This is a genomic window from Gordonia sp. SGD-V-85 (assembly GCF_001456905.1).
Taxonomy (GTDB): Bacteria; Actinomycetota; Actinomycetes; order Mycobacteriales; family Mycobacteriaceae; genus Gordonia; species Gordonia hongkongensis.
In genome coordinates this window covers 281,528-295,440 of sequence record NZ_LNQO01000007.1, presented here as the reverse complement: position 1 = coordinate 295,440, position 13,913 = coordinate 281,528, and the positions used below count along the sequence as shown (strand labels likewise).

Genomic DNA, 13,913 nt, shown 5'->3' with positions numbered 1-13,913 from the left:
CAAACATCCCGAAGTCCTGCGATGGTTGGAGCGGCACAAACGTTTTCACTTCCATTTCACCCCGACCTCGTCGTCGTGGCTCAACCAGGTCGAACGCTGGTTTCGGGAGTTGACCGACAAGAACATCCGCCGTGGGATCTTCGCCAGCGTGCCCGACCTCATCGAGAGCATCGAGGAATACCTCAACGCCCACAACGACAACCCGACACCATATGTCTGGACCGCAACCTCCAGGTCGATCCTGGCCAAGGTCGCCCGCGCCCGCGCCGCACTCGAACAAGGAGTTAGCTAAAACCGAGACACACCACTAGGAAGTGCGCGGTCATCGGGATGTTCAGCAGATCGACGATGGAACCGCCGGCGTCGCCGTCGATCTCGCGTGCGACGGCGCGCACCGCCTCGTGCCCCTCCGGAATCCACGTCGGCGGGGGATCGCCGTCGCCCTGCCGGCTGCGCAGCATCGGGCCGAAACGACCTCGGCGGGAGAACAACTCGAGCGAGTTGTCGGCGGTCTGCATGACGAGTGCGATGATGGTGCGCTCCGACCAGCGTCGTACCGAGAGGCCGCGCAGCGTGATCACCGGGTGACGGACCATCTCGATCAGCGCCTGCAGTAGTCGCGGCAGCGGACCGCCACCGTCGACGAGGATGGCCTGCAGCATGCCGATGAGGTTGCTGCCCTTGCCATATCGCACGGGTTCGATGTGCGTGTGGTCGTTGGGATGGAACGACGACGTGATTGCGACACCCTCGGTGTAGTCGATGTCGAGGTCGCGTGCGGTGGCGGCCAGGACCGCCTCGGAATTGGTGCGGACCACCTTGCCCAGGCGAGACGACAGCCCGGGCAGGTGGCCGCCCTGCTGCATGTCCAGCAGCAGCTTGTTGGTGCCGTAGGTGCCGGCGGCGAACACCACGTGATCGGCGGTGAAGGTGCGACGCCCACGGCGCGACCAGCGTCGGCCCGACCGGTGCGACTCCACGACGTACCCGCCGCCGGAACGCGGCCGGACGGTGTCCACGGTCGTCATCGGGATGATCTCGGCACCGGCCTGTTCGGCCAGGTAGAGGTAGTTCTTGACGAGCGTGTTCTTCGCTCCCACCGGACATCCCGTCATGCAGGCGCCGCAGTCGGTGCACCCGGTGCGTGCCGGGCCGGCGCCGCCGAAGAACGGGTCGTCGACGGTCTTGCCCGCCTCGCCGAAGAACACGCCGACCGGGGTGTGGACGAAGGTGTCGCCGACGCCCATCTCCTCGGCGACCTTGCGGATCACGCGGTCGGCGGGCGTCACCTTCGGATACGTGGTCACGCCGAGCATGCGCGAGGCCTGGTCGTAGTACGGGTCGAGCTCGGACGCCCAGTCGGTGATCGATCCCCAATGCGGGTCGTCGAAGAACGCGGGCAGCGGTCGGTACAGGGTGTTCGCGTAGTTCAGCGATCCGCCGCCGACGCCCGCACCGGCCATCACGAGCACGTCGCGCAGCAGGTGCATGCGCTGCACCCCGAACAGTCCGAGCGCGGGTGCCCAGACGTAGTCCTTGAGGCGCCAGCTCGTCTTGGGCAGCTCGGCGTCGGAGAAACGCCGACCGGACTCGACGACCGCGACGCGGTAACCCTTCTCGGTGAGTCGCAGGGCCGCAACCGATCCGCCGAAACCGGAGCCGATGACGATGGCGTCGTAATGGTCAGGGGTGGAACTCACGGTGCGACGGTCCTCTCGGTGTCGGATTCGGTGGTGACGGCTTGGTCGACGGGTGCGGCGGGGATCGCGGCGTCGAAGCGGTGGTCGGTGGGTTCGAAGGACGACATCATCCGGCGGAAGTCGCTCGTGAACTTCGGCCACATCACCGAGTTGCGACCGGTGGAGTCGAGGTACCAGCTCGAGCAGCCACCCGAATTCCAGACGGTGCGTTCGAGTTCGGGATCGAGTTCGGAGTTGTAGCGGTCCTGTGCATCCTCGGTGACCTCGAAGGTCGACCGGCCGCTACGCGAGAGTTCGGCGAGGGCCTTGCTCATGTAGTACGCCTGCGGCTCCAGCATCAGCACGATCGAGCTGTGACCGAGATTGGTGTTGGGGCCGTACAGGAAGAACAGATTGGGGAAGCCGTGGACCTCGACCCCGCGGTAGGCGCGCGGCGAACCCTTCCACGCCTGGGCCAGGGTGCGACCGTCGCGCCCGGTGATCGCCGATGCGATGGGCGGCTCGGTGGGGGTGAACCCGGTCGCGAAGACGACCGTGTCGACCTCGTGCTCGCGACCCTGGTCGTCGACGGCGCCGCGTGCGGTGAGACGGGTGATCGCGCCGGTGACGGTCGCGTTGTCGCGCTGGAGGGCGGGGAACCATTTGTTGGTCAACAACATCCGCTTGCAGCCGATGGTGTAGTCGGGGGTGAGCCGACGGCGTAGCGCACGGTCGCGGACCTGGACACGCAGCTGGGCCAGCGCGATGGTCTTCGCGATCGGCAGCAGCTTGGGGTTGCGGGCCATCATGAGGACGTAGGCCTCGCGATAGGTCCACACCATCCGTCGGACCAGGCGGTGGATACCGGGAACCCGACGATAGAGCGCGCGTTCGAGGGTGCCGATGTTGCGGTCCAGACGCGGGACGACCCAGGCGGGGGTGCGCTGGAAGACCGTGAGATGCCCGACCTCGTCGACGATCTCGGGCACGATCTGGATCGCCGACGCGCCGGTGCCGACGATCGCGACCCGACGACCGCGCAGGTCGTGGGAGTGGTCCCAGTCGGCGGAGTGGAACATCGTGCCGGTGAACTCGTCGGCGCCGGGGACGGTCGGCAGGCCGGGTTCGGACAGGGCGCCGGGCGCCGCGACCAGGTAGCGGCACCGGATCTCACCGTCGGTGGTGTCGACGACCCACTCCTGCATGCCACCGTCCCAGCGCGCCGACGTCAGCGCGCAGTTGTAGCGGATCTGATCGGCGAAATCGGCTGCGACCGAACGCAGATACTGGTGGATCTCGTTGCGCCGGCCGTAGGTGTTGGACCAGTCGGGATTCGGCGCGAACGACAGCGAGTACAGCGACGTCGGGACGTCGCAGGCCGCGCCCGGGTAGTCGTTCTCGCGCCAGACGCCACCCGCGCCGTCGCCGCGCTCGATCGCCAGGGTCTGCAGCTGCGGATGGTCCTTTCGCAGACGATGCAGGGCGGCGAGGCCGCCGAATCCGACGCCGACGACGAGGACGTCGACGCGCCGGGGCAGCGTGTTCTGCTGCTGGAGAGTCGGACTGGGTTCAGTCATGAGACAGGAGTTCCTTCCATACGGGCAGGAGTCGGTCGAGCAGCGCGCGGTCGGCGTCGGGCGAGCGCAGGATGCGCGACACCGCGAGTCCGCGTGCGAGTTCGATGGAGAGTTCGAGTTCCGCGGCGGTGTATCGGTCGCCGAACAACTCGGCACAACCGACGGCGAGGGCGTCGGAGACCTGTTGTTCGAGCGGGATGATCGCGGTTCGTAGCCCGACGTCGCAGCGGGCGGCGACCCACAACTCGAGAGCGGCGTCGAACAGCGGGCCGCTGAACGCCTCGACGAGGATCTCGAGTCCCTCGTCGCCCGTGCGGGGCCGCGACAGGATCTCTGCCAGCCGGCGTTCGACGAGGTGCCCGACCGCGGCGACCACCAGCGATTCCCGTGTGGGGAAGTGATGCAGCAGGGCGCCGCGCGAGATGCCCGCGCGGCGGTTCACCTCCTGCGTGGTGGTGGCTGCGTAGCCGACGTCGACGAGGGCGTCGACGGCCGCGTCGAGGATGAGCGCACGGGTGGTCGCGGTGCGTTCGGCCTGCGTACGACGACGCGGGGCTCGGGTGGGCTCGGTCACACTAGCGACGATAGCACAAACAGTCCGGACTGCTTGTAAGTGTAGATGGAGCTGCCGCCGCGTAAGTTGGACCTCATGCGATTCGGACTCTTCATTCCCCAGGGCTGGCGTCTCGATCTCGTGGGTGTGGAACCCGCGGACCAGTGGGGGGTGATGTCGTCGGTCGCCGACCGCGCCGAGTCGGGCGGCTGGGACTCGATCTGGGTGTACGACCATTTCCACACCGTCCCGCTGCCCACCGACGAGGCCACGCACGAGGCGTGGACTCTGGTCGCCGCACTCGCCGCCACCACCAGCCGGGTCGCGATCGGCCAGATGTGCACCGCGATGGGTTATCGCAACCCGATGTACCTCGCGAAGGTCGCCGCCACCGCGGACCTGATCTCCGGCGGTCGCGTGCAGATGGGCATCGGCGGCGGCTGGTACGAACACGAGTGGCGTGCATACGGTTACGGATTCCCGTCGGCGGGTGAGCGGCTGGCGCGGCTCGACGAGGGCGTGCAGATCATGAAGCAGGCCTGGGAGACCGGACGGGCGACGCTCGACGGCAAGCACTACACCGTCGACGACGCCATCTGCGCCCCCCAGCCCACGGCCGGGCGGCTGCCACTATGGATCGCGGGCGGCGGGGAGAAGAAGACGTTGCGGATCGCGGCGAAGTACGCCAACTACACCAACTTCGACGGCACGCCGGACGGGTTCGCGCACAAATCGTCGGTCCTGCAACAACATTGCGCCGACCTCGGACGCGACTTCGAGTCGATCACCCGCTCGGCCAATTACAACGTGATGCTTGGCGAGACCGAGGCCGACGTGGAGCGCAAACTTGCCGATCTCGAAGCCCGGCTGAGCAAGATCGTCGGGCCCGACGCGGCGTCCGGCAGCATGGGCGCGTTTCGGGGTATGCCTGCGGTCGGGACACCCGAGCAGGTCGCCGAGAACCTTCGCGGGCTCGCCGACGCTGGAATGTCCTACGGGATCTGCTATTTCCCGAACATCGCCGTCGACCGCGAGGACCTCGAGATGTTCGAGCAGCGGGTGATCCCGGCGTTGCGCTGAGCCGCACTGCCCCGCCCGCTGGCCGAGCTTGTCGAGGTCACCAAGTGGCTTCGACTCGGCGCCTCGCTGCGCTCGGGGCCGGCTCAACCAGCGGGGGTGGTCGCCAAGTGGCTTCGACTCGGCGCCTCGCTCCGCTCGGGGCCGGCTCAACCAGCGGGGGTGGAGTCACAACCGGCGCAACCGCTCGGCGGCCTCGGCGATCACGTCGTCGCGTTTGGCGAACGCGAACCGGAGCATGTGGTGCCAGGGTTCGCGGTCGTCGGTGAACACACTGACCGGTACCGCGGCCACGCCGATGCGTTCGGGCAGCGATCGGCAGAACTCGATGCCGTCGTCGACGCCGAGGGGACGTGGGTCGGCGCAGACGAAATAGGTTGCCTCGCTGCGATGTACGGCGAAACCGGCGTCGGACAGCGCGGTCGAGATCAGGTCGCGTTTGGCCTGCAGCCCCCGCGCCGACTCGCGGACCCAGTCCAACTCGTGCTCCAGCGCGTGTGCCACCGCGGGTTGGAACGGCCCGGAGCCGACATAGGACATGTATTGCTTCGCCGTCCGCGCCGCGCCGACGAGCTCGGGCGGACCGCTCACCCAGCCGACCTTCCAGCCGGTGCAGTTGAAGGTCTTGCCGGAGCTGGAGATACGCAGCGTGCGTTCCCGCATACCCGGTAGCGCCGCGAGCGGGGTGTGCGTCCGTCCGTCGAAGACGAGGTATTCGTAGACCTCGTCGGTGACGGCGATGACGTCGTGCTCGACGCACAGCCGTGCGATCTCGGCGAGGTCGTCGGTCGACAGCACGGTCCCCGTCGGATTGTGCGGGCTGTTCACCACCACCATCGACGTCTTCGGCCCGAAGGCAGCGGCGAGCCGCTCGCGATCAAGACGGAAGCCGTCGCCGTCGGGGACCAGCGGCACGACGCGCCGCACACCCCCGGCCATCGCGACAGCGGCGGCGTAGGCGTCGTAGTAGGGCTCGATCATGATGACCTCGTCACCCGGCTCCACCAGACCGACGACGGCACCGGCGATCGCCTCGGTCGCGCCGACCGTGATCAACACCTCGCGGTCGGGGTCATAGTCCAGGCCATACCGGTCACGCTGCTGCCGAGCGACCGCGTGCCGCAACTCCGGTACACCGATACCCGGCGGGTACTGATTGCGACCGTCGCTGATGGCTTCGCGCGCGGCATCGAGCATCGATGCCGGCCCGTCGGTGTCGGGAAAGCCCTGTCCGAGGTTCACGGCGTCGTGCTCGACGGCCAGCGCCGACATCTCGGCGAAGATCGTCGTGGTGAACGGACGCAGGCGGTCGACTGTCCGGTTCGCGGATGACATGTTCCAACAGTGGCACAGGTCCTCTCTTCAACGGTCGCGGTGGGCGCTGCGGGGGTGACAGACTGACCCCAGTCGCCGACACGGATGAGGAGGAGCGATGCCGCGCAATCCCGGCGAGCACTTCGCCGGCTACACCATCATCCGACTCGTCGGCCGGGGTGGCATGGGCGAGATCTACCTTGCGAGGCACCCGCACTTGCCACGGAACGAGGCGCTGAAGGTACTGCCCGCCGATCTCAGTCGCGACCCGATGTACCGGCAGCGGTTCGTCAAAGAGGCCGAGCACGCCTCGAGCGTCGTCCACCCGTCGATCGTGACGATCTTCAATTCCGGTGAGTACGACGGCCACCTGTGGATCGCGATGGAGTACATCGACGGCATCGATGCGCTGAAGCTGCTTCGGCAGAACCCGCGGGGACTCGACACCGCGACGGTGATCGCGATCGTGCGCGCGGTGGGCGCCGCGCTCGACCGGGCCCACGCGACGGGGCTGCTCCATCGCGACGTCAAGCCGGCCAACATCCTGCTGCAGGGCGCGGGTGGACCCGAGCCGCGAGTGTTGCTCGCGGACTTCGGGATCGCCAAGTCGGAACAGGACGTCAGCCACCTCACCTCGACCAACGTCTTCCTCGGCACCGTCGCGTACGCCTCACCCGAACAGTTGCTTGGCGATCCGGTCGACGGCCGCGCCGACCAGTACGCGCTCGCGGCCACCGTCTTCGAACTGCTCACCGGGCGGCCGCCGTTCCAGGGTGCCGGCACCGCGTCGATCATCGCCGGCCACCTGCAGGCGATGCCGCCGCGACCATCCACCCTGCGCCCGGGTATCTCGGGCGACGTCGACGCAGTGTTCGGTCGCGCCCTCGCGAAAGAGCCGGACCGCCGGTACGGGTCGTGCCGCGACTTCGCCGTCGACCTCGAACGCGCGCTCACCGTTCCTCAGCTGTCCAAGGAGCCGACGGTGCGCGCACCGTCGCCCGTGCCACCGGTTCCGGTGGCCCCGCCGCCCGTTCCGGTGAACCCCGTGTCCTATCCGCACGGGCCGCAGCAGTATTCGCCGTACCAGTCGCAGCCGGGGACCTACCCCGGCGGATTCCCCTCGCAGGGTGGCTACGCGCCACCACCACCGAAGAGGCGGTCCGGCCTGCCGATCGCACTGGGCTCACTCGCAGCGGTCCTCGTGCTCGCGATCGTGGCCGGGGTCGTCTATGTGGCGACGCAGGTGTCGAGCGCCCCCACCGCGAGCGACACCTCGACGTCGCGGTCCACCACGGCCGCCGGGCGGGAGACCCCGACCTCCGGCGCCGGCACGTCTGCTCCCCGCACCACCGACTCCTCGACGTCGCCGGTCAACGGACCGGGGGACGTGCAGGTCGGCGAGTGCATCGGCATCGCGACCGACGCCGCGTCGTCAACGAGCGTGAACGCGTCGAAGGTCGACTGCGACTCGGCCGGTCTCAACTTCTACACCGCGTCGAAGATCGCCGCGTCGTCGTCGTGCGCGAGCCCGCAGAACTCGACGCTCACCTTCCCGGGCAGCTCCGACAAGGTCTGTCTCACACCGAATTTCTACGAGAATCTGTGCTATCTGGTGCCGCTGTCGGGCGGCTCCCTCGCCGACTACCGGGAAGCCCCCTGTACGAGCGCCGCAACGGCGCAGACCGTCCTCGCCCGTGTCACGACGCGGTCGGATGCGTCGGTGACTTGCCCGGGCGGGGAGACGACATGGGTCTTCTACGAGCCGGAGTCGATCGGGTACTGCCTCGTAGAGATCTGACCCTTCGTGACGCGCCCTCCGCAAGCTCCGGGCGCTCCTCAGGGAGCAGGGGGCAGGTCGTTCTTCCGGATCAGGGAGCGGAAGGTGAGGCTCCTCCGGAAGCACGGGGTCAAGTAGCACTTCAGGTGCTACCCTGCAGGAATGAGATCGATCGGTATCCGCGAGCTCCGGCAGCACGCCTCGCAGTATCTGGCGCAAGTCGAGGCCGGGGAAGAGTTGGCCATCACCAACCGAGGCCGCACGGTTGCGCGGTTGGTCCCGGTGTCTGCGGGGGAAAGAAGTAGAGACGCGCTCATCGAGGCCGGGATACTCGTGCCGGCCCGCCGTGCGGGAGGCATAACCGGGCTGCACCCCGAGACGTTGCCGACGCGCGCGCTCACCGAAGTCCTCGAGCAGGTTCGCGAGGATCGTTGATCTATCTCGACACCTCAGCGATGGTGAAACTCGTGGTGCGCGAGGCGGAGACCGCACCGCTGATCGAGTGGCTCGCGCTGCATCCAGGGGTCCCGACCGTGACGAGTGCGCTGGGACGAGTCGAATTGATGCGCACCGCGTTGCGTGATGGCAGCCCGGGCCTTCATGAGCGAGCTCGTGATCTCCTCGATGCTCTGGACGTGATCCCGCTCAGCGCCGCCGTCATCGACATCGCCGACTCGATCGGCCCGTCTTCGCTGCGCTCGCTCGACGCCTTGCACTTGGCCTCGGCAACCGTGATCCGCGCCGAGATGACCGCGTTCGTCGCCTACGACCAACGACTCACGGCGGGTGCGTCTGCGCTCGGTTATCCGGTGGTCGCTCCAGGCGCCGAGTTGTGAATCACCCGGCTGAACCCTCACCCGATCGTCGGGCCGAGGAGGTCGTCGGCGTCGGTGATGCGGTAGGCGTATCCCTGCTCGGCGAGGAACCGCTGACGGTGTGCCGCGTAGTCGGCGTCGAGGGTGTCGCGCGACACCACCGAGTAGAAATGTGCCTGTCCGCCATCGCGTTTCGGGCGCAGCAACCGGCCGAGGCGCTGCGCCTCCTCCTGGCGTGACCCGAACGTCCCCGACACCTGCACCGCGACCGACGCCTCGGGAAGGTCGATGGAGAAGTTCGCCACCTTCGACACGACGAGGGTCTGCAACTCGCCGGAGCGGAACCGGTCGAACAGGACCTCGCGTTCCTTGTTCTTCGTCGATCCCTGGATCACCGGGGCATCGAGTTCGCGGCCCAGTTCCTCGAGCTGGTCGATGTAGGCGCCGATGATCAGGGTCTGCTGACCCCGGTGCTTGTCGAGGATCGCCTTGACCACGTTGACCTTCGTGTGGGCCGTCGAGCAGAGCTTGTACTTCTCCTCGGGCTCGGCGACCGCATACTGCAGACGCTCCTCGTCGGTCAGCGTCACCCGGACCTCGACGCAGTCGGCCGGGGCGATCCAGCCCTGTGCCTCGATGTCCTTCCACGGGGCGTCGTAGCGCTTGGGTCCGATGAGGCTGAAGACGTCGCCCTCGCGGCCGTCCTCGCGGACCAGGGTCGCGGTGAGGCCGAGTCGACGACGCGATTGCAGGTCGGCGGTCATCCGGAAGACGGGGGCGGGGAGGAGGTGGACCTCGTCGTAGATGATGAGACCCCAGTCGCGGGAGTCGAACAGGTCCAGATTCTTGTACTCGCCCTTCGACTTCCGTGTCATCACCTGGTAGGTGGCGATCGTGACGGGACGGATCTCCTTGCGCTCGCCCGAGTACTCGCCGATCTCTTCCTCGGTGAGCGTCGTGCGCGCGATGAGTTCACGTTTCCACTGGCGGCCGGCGACCGTGTTGGTCACCAGGATCAGCGTCGTCGCGCCGGCCTTGGCCATCGCCGCTGCACCGACCATCGTCTTGCCGGCACCACAGGGGAGCACCACCACACCCGAGCCGCCGGCCCAGAACGAGTCGGCTGCCATCTCCTGGTAGTCACGCAGCTGCCAGTCGTCCTGGGCGAGGTCGATGGCGTGTGCCTCGCCGTCGACGTACCCGGCGAGGTCCTCGGCCGGCCAGCCGACCTTCAGCAGCACTTGCTTGAGGCGGCCCCGCTCGGACGGGTGCACGATGACCGTGTCGTCGTCGATGCGCGCACCCAGCATCGGGGCGACCTTCTTGTTGCGCATCACCTCGATGAGGACGGCCTGGTCGAGGCTGACCAGGGTCAGCCCGTGGGCGGGATGCTTGACCAGTTGCAGCCGGCCGAACCGGCCCATGGTGTCCACGACGTCCATCAGCAGCGGCTGGGGCACCGCGTAGCGCGAGTACGTCACGAGTGCGTCGACGACCTGTTCGGCGTCGTGACCTGCGGCGCGGGCGTTCCACAGTGCGAGCGGGGTGACCCGGTAGGTGTGGACGTGCTCGGGGGCGCGTTCGAGTTCGGCGAAGGGTGCGATCGCCGCGCGCGCCGCCGCGGCGTCGGGGTGATCCACCTCGAGCAGCAGCGTCTTGTCGGATTGCACGATCAGGGGTCCATCGGTCACCCGCTCCATTGTCCAGATCGCACCGACGATTGTCAGCGTCGGGCCTGCGCTGTGACGAGAGTGACCTCGGCGAAGTCAGAAGACGGGGATGCCGAGCTTGCGGCGCACCCGCAGATCGATGATGTTGAGCCGGAAGATTCCGCGCAGTACGGGTGCCACCAGTGGGTCGACGCGGCGGAAGCCGGCGAGCGCCCGCTGATAGCGGCGTTCGTCGCGTTCGGTCCACCGCCACCGCATCATCGTGCGGAACTCCGGCGGCAGCCCGGCCTTGATCGCGTAGGCGAGCGACGGCCCGATCGTGGCGTGGAGCAGCGTGCCGAGCTTTCCGACGCGGTACTCCAGGAAGGACAGGTCGGCGAGGCTGCGGAGCTCGTCGCGCACCGGGTCGTCGATGCGCAGCGAGGACAGTTCGGCGTTCCAGTAGACGAGCAGATCGTCGTAGGTCGCCGGCCACTTGTCCCGGGGAACGTTGAGTGCGGTGCCCAGCGGGTGCGCCTCGGTGAGCACCATCTGCTTCTCCTCGGCGCTCAGCGGACCGTAAAGCAGTTCGTACTGGTCGATGAAGTACTTGAGCAGACACACCGCGACCCACAGCTGCAGACGCGAGTCGTTCCCGCTGTAGCGGACGGGACTCGACTGGGTGGAGTACACCTCGTCGTGGATGCGGCCGACGGCCTCGTGGATGTAGGCCTTGTCGTCGTCGGAGCCCATCAGTGCGACGGCGAGGAATGTGCCGGTGGTGCGCCCCCGTTTGATGGGTCGCTTGATCGCATTGCCCGACGGCACACGGCTCTCGTGGACGCCGTACCCGACCTTCGGATTGGCGAGCTGCATGATCACGTTGGTGCCGGCGAGAGAAGGCCCGATGGCGGTGACCAGATCGGCGGGTCGGGTCACCCGGGGGCGCTTGCGCGAGGGTTTCATCCGGGTGACGAGGTCGTGCTGATACGTGTCAGCCACGCCGCCGGGTGGTTGTCCTGCGGAGATCTCGCGTGCCGCGGTCATACCCGAGGATACCAAGGATGAGACGTCTGTCACATGATGTCTCTATCGCCAGGGTTCAGGTGTCGAGCAACTCCACGCTGGTGAGCCGGTGCAGCGAGAACCGCTGCTCGTCGTCGCTGCCCTCCTCGACGGCCACGAGCTGGCCCGCGCCGAGGATCTTCGGGGTCACCACGTGCCTGCTCGCCGATCCCTGTGCGTCGACGTACCCGACGCGCAGCCTGCGGTTGGCGCGGAGCGCGAGCTGGATGAGCGCGGTGGCGGATTCGCCCGCACCGGTGGCCCGGACCGGGGTCGTCGTGGCGGTGCTCCGAACAGGTGTCGCCGCGGCCGCGCGATCGGTCGATCGAACCCGGGTGACCACCGACCGCAATTGGGCCTCCGATGGCGCGTTCCGGCGCGGTTGGCTCTGTCGTCGTGCCCGCGACACCGTGACCCGGCTGCCGCGTTCGCGGAGGTCGACCAGGGCTCCGGACGAATCTTCGCCTGCCGGAGCGAATCCCGCCGCCCGCAGCTGATCGATGACGTCGCGGACCTCCGACGGCGACACCGCGACCGTGGGGGCCAGCGCTCGCAGCGCGAGCGGTTCGGCGGCCGGACTGCGCAGCACGGCGGCCAGCACGGTCGGGTCCTCGCAGCGGATGAACGCCGACGCGACGCCCACGCGCAACTGGCCGTGGCGTCGTGCGACGTCGTCGATGAGATACGTGAGTGACTGTGGCACCGGGGTTCTCGAGTGTTTCGTGAACATCGAGAGCAGTTCGTTGCTGCTGCGGCCCGCGTCGAGCGCTCGGCGCACGCTCTCGGGTGAGACCCGATAGACCGACGCCGCACCACCGGACTCCAGATCGGCGACGAGCTCCACCTGTTCGGCGAGTTCGGGTGTCATCGGGCCGGGGACGGTCAGCGTCAGATCGGCCTGGGTCAGGAAGTGGTCCACCGGTTCGGGCAGGGCCTTGCGCATCGCGGCGAGCACCGCTGCGTCGACGTCGGCGGGGTCGGAGTCCGGCGACTCCTCGATGGTGTACGCACGACCGACGGTGGTCAGGGCATCGTGCGCGACCAGGCCCAATTCCCTTGCCTCACGCAGGGTCTCGGCGACGACGCGGCGGCTGAAGCGCCGGATCTGACGGGGACGGTGCCAGTGCAGGTTCGCGAGGAGGGTGTCGGCGGGGACTCCCACCCCGGGGTCGGCGTGGGCGAGGGTGGACAGGATGAGCTGACGCTGCACCGGGGCGTAGGCGTCGTGGAGGTCGGAGCCGAGCGTCGGCAGCGCGTTGCCGTCCCGATCGGGTTCGCCGACCTGCCAGGCGCGGCGCGGCATGTGCATCCAGGCGTCGGCCAGCGCGAGCCACTGGCGCTCGCGCGGTTGGTGCAGCCAGGTGTCGGCGGTGGAGGTGGGCGCGAAGGACTGTTCGCCGGAATCGTTGGGCGGCGGGGGATCCGGGAAGCCCGCGTCGATGAGGCGGAGATAGGCGGCGAGTTCGACGAGGAACGCCACCCGCTGTGTCTCGAGACCGGTCAGCTTCGCCAGACGACGCAGCTCGCGGACGCCGAGCGCGCCGGAGCGGAGCACCGCCGCCGGCGTCGCGCCGAGGACCGCGATCAGCTGGGTGAGATGACGGATGAGTTCGAGTGCCTCGCCGCCGGCGGCCGCGTCGACCGCCTTGGCCCCGAAACGGGGCTTGGCGCCGGGTTCGTGTAACGGCGGTGGTGTGAGAACGTCTGTGTGCCAGGGTGGTTCGTCGCGGAGGATGGCACCGACCATCGGCGGGAGCTCCACGGTGTGAGTGTCGACGCGGGCCAGCAGGCCCGACGAGATGAGGCGCGCGACCGGGGAATCCGGGTCGGCGTCGGGTGCCGCATCGCGGCTGCGGCCCAGCGCCGGTCCGCGGGCGAGGGTCTGCAGCAGTTCGAGGGGCCGCTCGTCGAGACCGGCGATCAGCGCGGCGATCTCCTCGCCCGACAGTCCGACGAGCGGACCGCTGAGGTGCTTGGCCTTCCACGGCATCGCGGAGTCGACGTGTTCACCGGCGCCGAGGGACGAGTCCTCGCCCCAGAGGATCGCGCGGCGTCGGAGGAGATCGAGACGGGCGCGGACGGCGGCCGCATCGGCGCGGCCGGCCAGGGCCTTGACGATCGTGGTGACCGACGGACGCCGCGACTTCTTCGGGCTGCGGCTGTGGCGGGCGGCGACCTCTTCCAGAACCGCGACGGCAAGGATGTCGAGATCCTCGCCGGCCAGGGCCAACGACGCCGCCGACAGCGCCCGTTGCGCCAGTACCCGCGTCCCCGACGGAGTCGGTGAGGCGAGGTCGGGGCGCTCGAGGAGGAGCTCGGTCAGCGCATCGTCGGAACGCGCGGCCAACTCATCGGCCAGGCCGGTGTGCTGGTCATCCGAACTCATTCGGCCCAGCTTACCGGGGGC

11 protein-coding genes and 1 pseudogene are annotated in these 13,913 nt (G+C 68.4%); 5 read left to right on the top strand and 7 right to left on the bottom strand.

The window, feature by feature from the left end; translation table 11 throughout:
* Positions 1-292: transposase (locus AS181_RS11220; protein ID WP_175404317.1), on the top strand; the 292-nt coding region annotated here is incomplete at its 5' end.
* A 7-nt stretch (positions 293-299) separates the two neighbouring features.
* On the opposite strand, the pseudogene AS181_RS11215 reads toward AS181_RS11220, so the two are convergent.
* The 3 genes and pseudogenes from AS181_RS11215 to AS181_RS11205 all read right to left on the bottom strand — a co-directional run.
* Positions 300-1,700, bottom strand: a pseudogene (locus AS181_RS11215) (GMC family oxidoreductase N-terminal domain-containing protein); the annotation flags it as partial.
* A complete protein-coding gene (locus tag AS181_RS11210; RefSeq protein WP_058251657.1) occupies positions 1,697-3,256 on the bottom strand; it encodes a flavin-containing monooxygenase in 1,560 nt (519 codons plus the stop codon). The gene AS181_RS11210 and the pseudogene AS181_RS11215, both read right to left, overlap by 4 nt.
* On the bottom strand, positions 3,249-3,830 hold the full coding sequence (locus tag AS181_RS11205) for a TetR/AcrR family transcriptional regulator (protein ID WP_058251656.1): 582 nt from the start codon (positions 3,828-3,830) through the stop codon (positions 3,249-3,251). Before AS181_RS11205 ends, AS181_RS11210 begins: the two co-directional genes overlap by 8 nt.
* A gap of 75 nt (positions 3,831-3,905) precedes the next feature.
* Here AS181_RS11205 and AS181_RS11200 point away from each other — a divergent pair, with 75 nt between their 5' ends.
* Positions 3,906-4,889: an LLM class F420-dependent oxidoreductase gene (locus tag AS181_RS11200; protein ID WP_058251693.1), complete on the top strand. Its 984-nt coding sequence runs from the start codon at positions 3,906-3,908 to the stop codon at positions 4,887-4,889.
* A 165-nt stretch (positions 4,890-5,054) separates the two neighbouring features.
* On the opposite strand, the gene AS181_RS11195 is transcribed toward AS181_RS11200, so the two are convergent.
* Positions 5,055-6,221, bottom strand: a complete 1,167-nt coding sequence (locus AS181_RS11195) for a pyridoxal phosphate-dependent aminotransferase (RefSeq protein ID WP_058251655.1) — start codon at positions 6,219-6,221, stop codon at positions 5,055-5,057.
* Between the two features lie 97 nt (positions 6,222-6,318).
* On the opposite strand from AS181_RS11195, the gene AS181_RS11190 reads away from it, so the two are divergent.
* The 3 genes from AS181_RS11190 (at position 6,319) to AS181_RS11180 (ending at position 8,813) form a co-directional block, all read left to right on the top strand.
* On the top strand, positions 6,319-7,998 hold the full coding sequence (locus tag AS181_RS11190) for a serine/threonine-protein kinase (protein ID WP_058251654.1): 1,680 nt from the start codon (positions 6,319-6,321) through the stop codon (positions 7,996-7,998).
* 141 nt (positions 7,999-8,139) lie between these two features.
* Positions 8,140-8,412 carry a type II toxin-antitoxin system Phd/YefM family antitoxin gene (locus AS181_RS11185; protein WP_058251653.1) on the top strand — a complete coding sequence of 91 codons (273 nt, stop codon included), beginning with the start codon at positions 8,140-8,142 and terminating at the stop codon, positions 8,410-8,412.
* Positions 8,409-8,813 (top strand): type II toxin-antitoxin system VapC family toxin, encoded by a 405-nt coding sequence (locus AS181_RS11180; RefSeq protein WP_058251652.1) that lies wholly within the window; start codon positions 8,409-8,411, stop codon positions 8,811-8,813. The genes AS181_RS11185 and AS181_RS11180 overlap by 4 nt, the downstream gene beginning before the upstream one ends.
* Positions 8,814-8,830: 17 nt before the next feature.
* Here AS181_RS11180 and AS181_RS11175 read toward each other — a convergent pair whose 3' ends face one another.
* The 3 genes from AS181_RS11175 to AS181_RS11165 form a co-directional block, all read right to left on the bottom strand.
* Positions 8,831-10,483 (bottom strand): DNA repair helicase XPB, encoded by a 1,653-nt coding sequence (locus tag AS181_RS11175; RefSeq protein WP_331456752.1) that lies wholly within the window; start codon positions 10,481-10,483, stop codon positions 8,831-8,833.
* A gap of 75 nt (positions 10,484-10,558) precedes the next feature.
* Positions 10,559-11,488 carry an oxygenase MpaB family protein gene (locus AS181_RS11170; protein WP_058251650.1) on the bottom strand — a complete coding sequence of 310 codons (930 nt, stop codon included), beginning with the start codon at positions 11,486-11,488 and terminating at the stop codon, positions 10,559-10,561.
* Positions 11,489-11,543: 55 nt separating this feature from the next.
* A complete protein-coding gene (locus AS181_RS11165; RefSeq protein ID WP_058251649.1) occupies positions 11,544-13,892 on the bottom strand; it encodes a helicase-associated domain-containing protein in 2,349 nt (782 codons plus the stop codon).
* Between the last annotated feature and the right edge of the window lie 21 nt (positions 13,893-13,913).

Bases quoted from the DNA above. Each gene is read 5' to 3' on its own strand.
- AS181_RS11210 (WP_058251657.1), bottom strand. From the start codon at position 3,256: ATGACTGAACCCAGTCCGACTCTCCAGCAGCAGAACACGCTGCCCCGG.
- AS181_RS11200 (WP_058251693.1), top strand. From the start codon at position 3,906: ATGCGATTCGGACTCTTCATTCCCCAGGGCTGGCGTCTCGATCTCGTG.
- AS181_RS11195 (WP_058251655.1), bottom strand. From the start codon at position 6,221: ATGTCATCCGCGAACCGGACAGTCGACCGCCTGCGTCCGTTCACCACG.
- AS181_RS11190 (WP_058251654.1), top strand. From the start codon at position 6,319: ATGCCGCGCAATCCCGGCGAGCACTTCGCCGGCTACACCATCATCCGA.
- AS181_RS11185 (WP_058251653.1), top strand. From the start codon at position 8,140: ATGAGATCGATCGGTATCCGCGAGCTCCGGCAGCACGCCTCGCAGTAT.
- AS181_RS11170 (WP_058251650.1), bottom strand. From the start codon at position 11,488: ATGACCGCGGCACGCGAGATCTCCGCAGGACAACCACCCGGCGGCGTG.
- AS181_RS11165 (WP_058251649.1), bottom strand. From the start codon at position 13,892: ATGAGTTCGGATGACCAGCACACCGGCCTGGCCGATGAGTTGGCCGCG.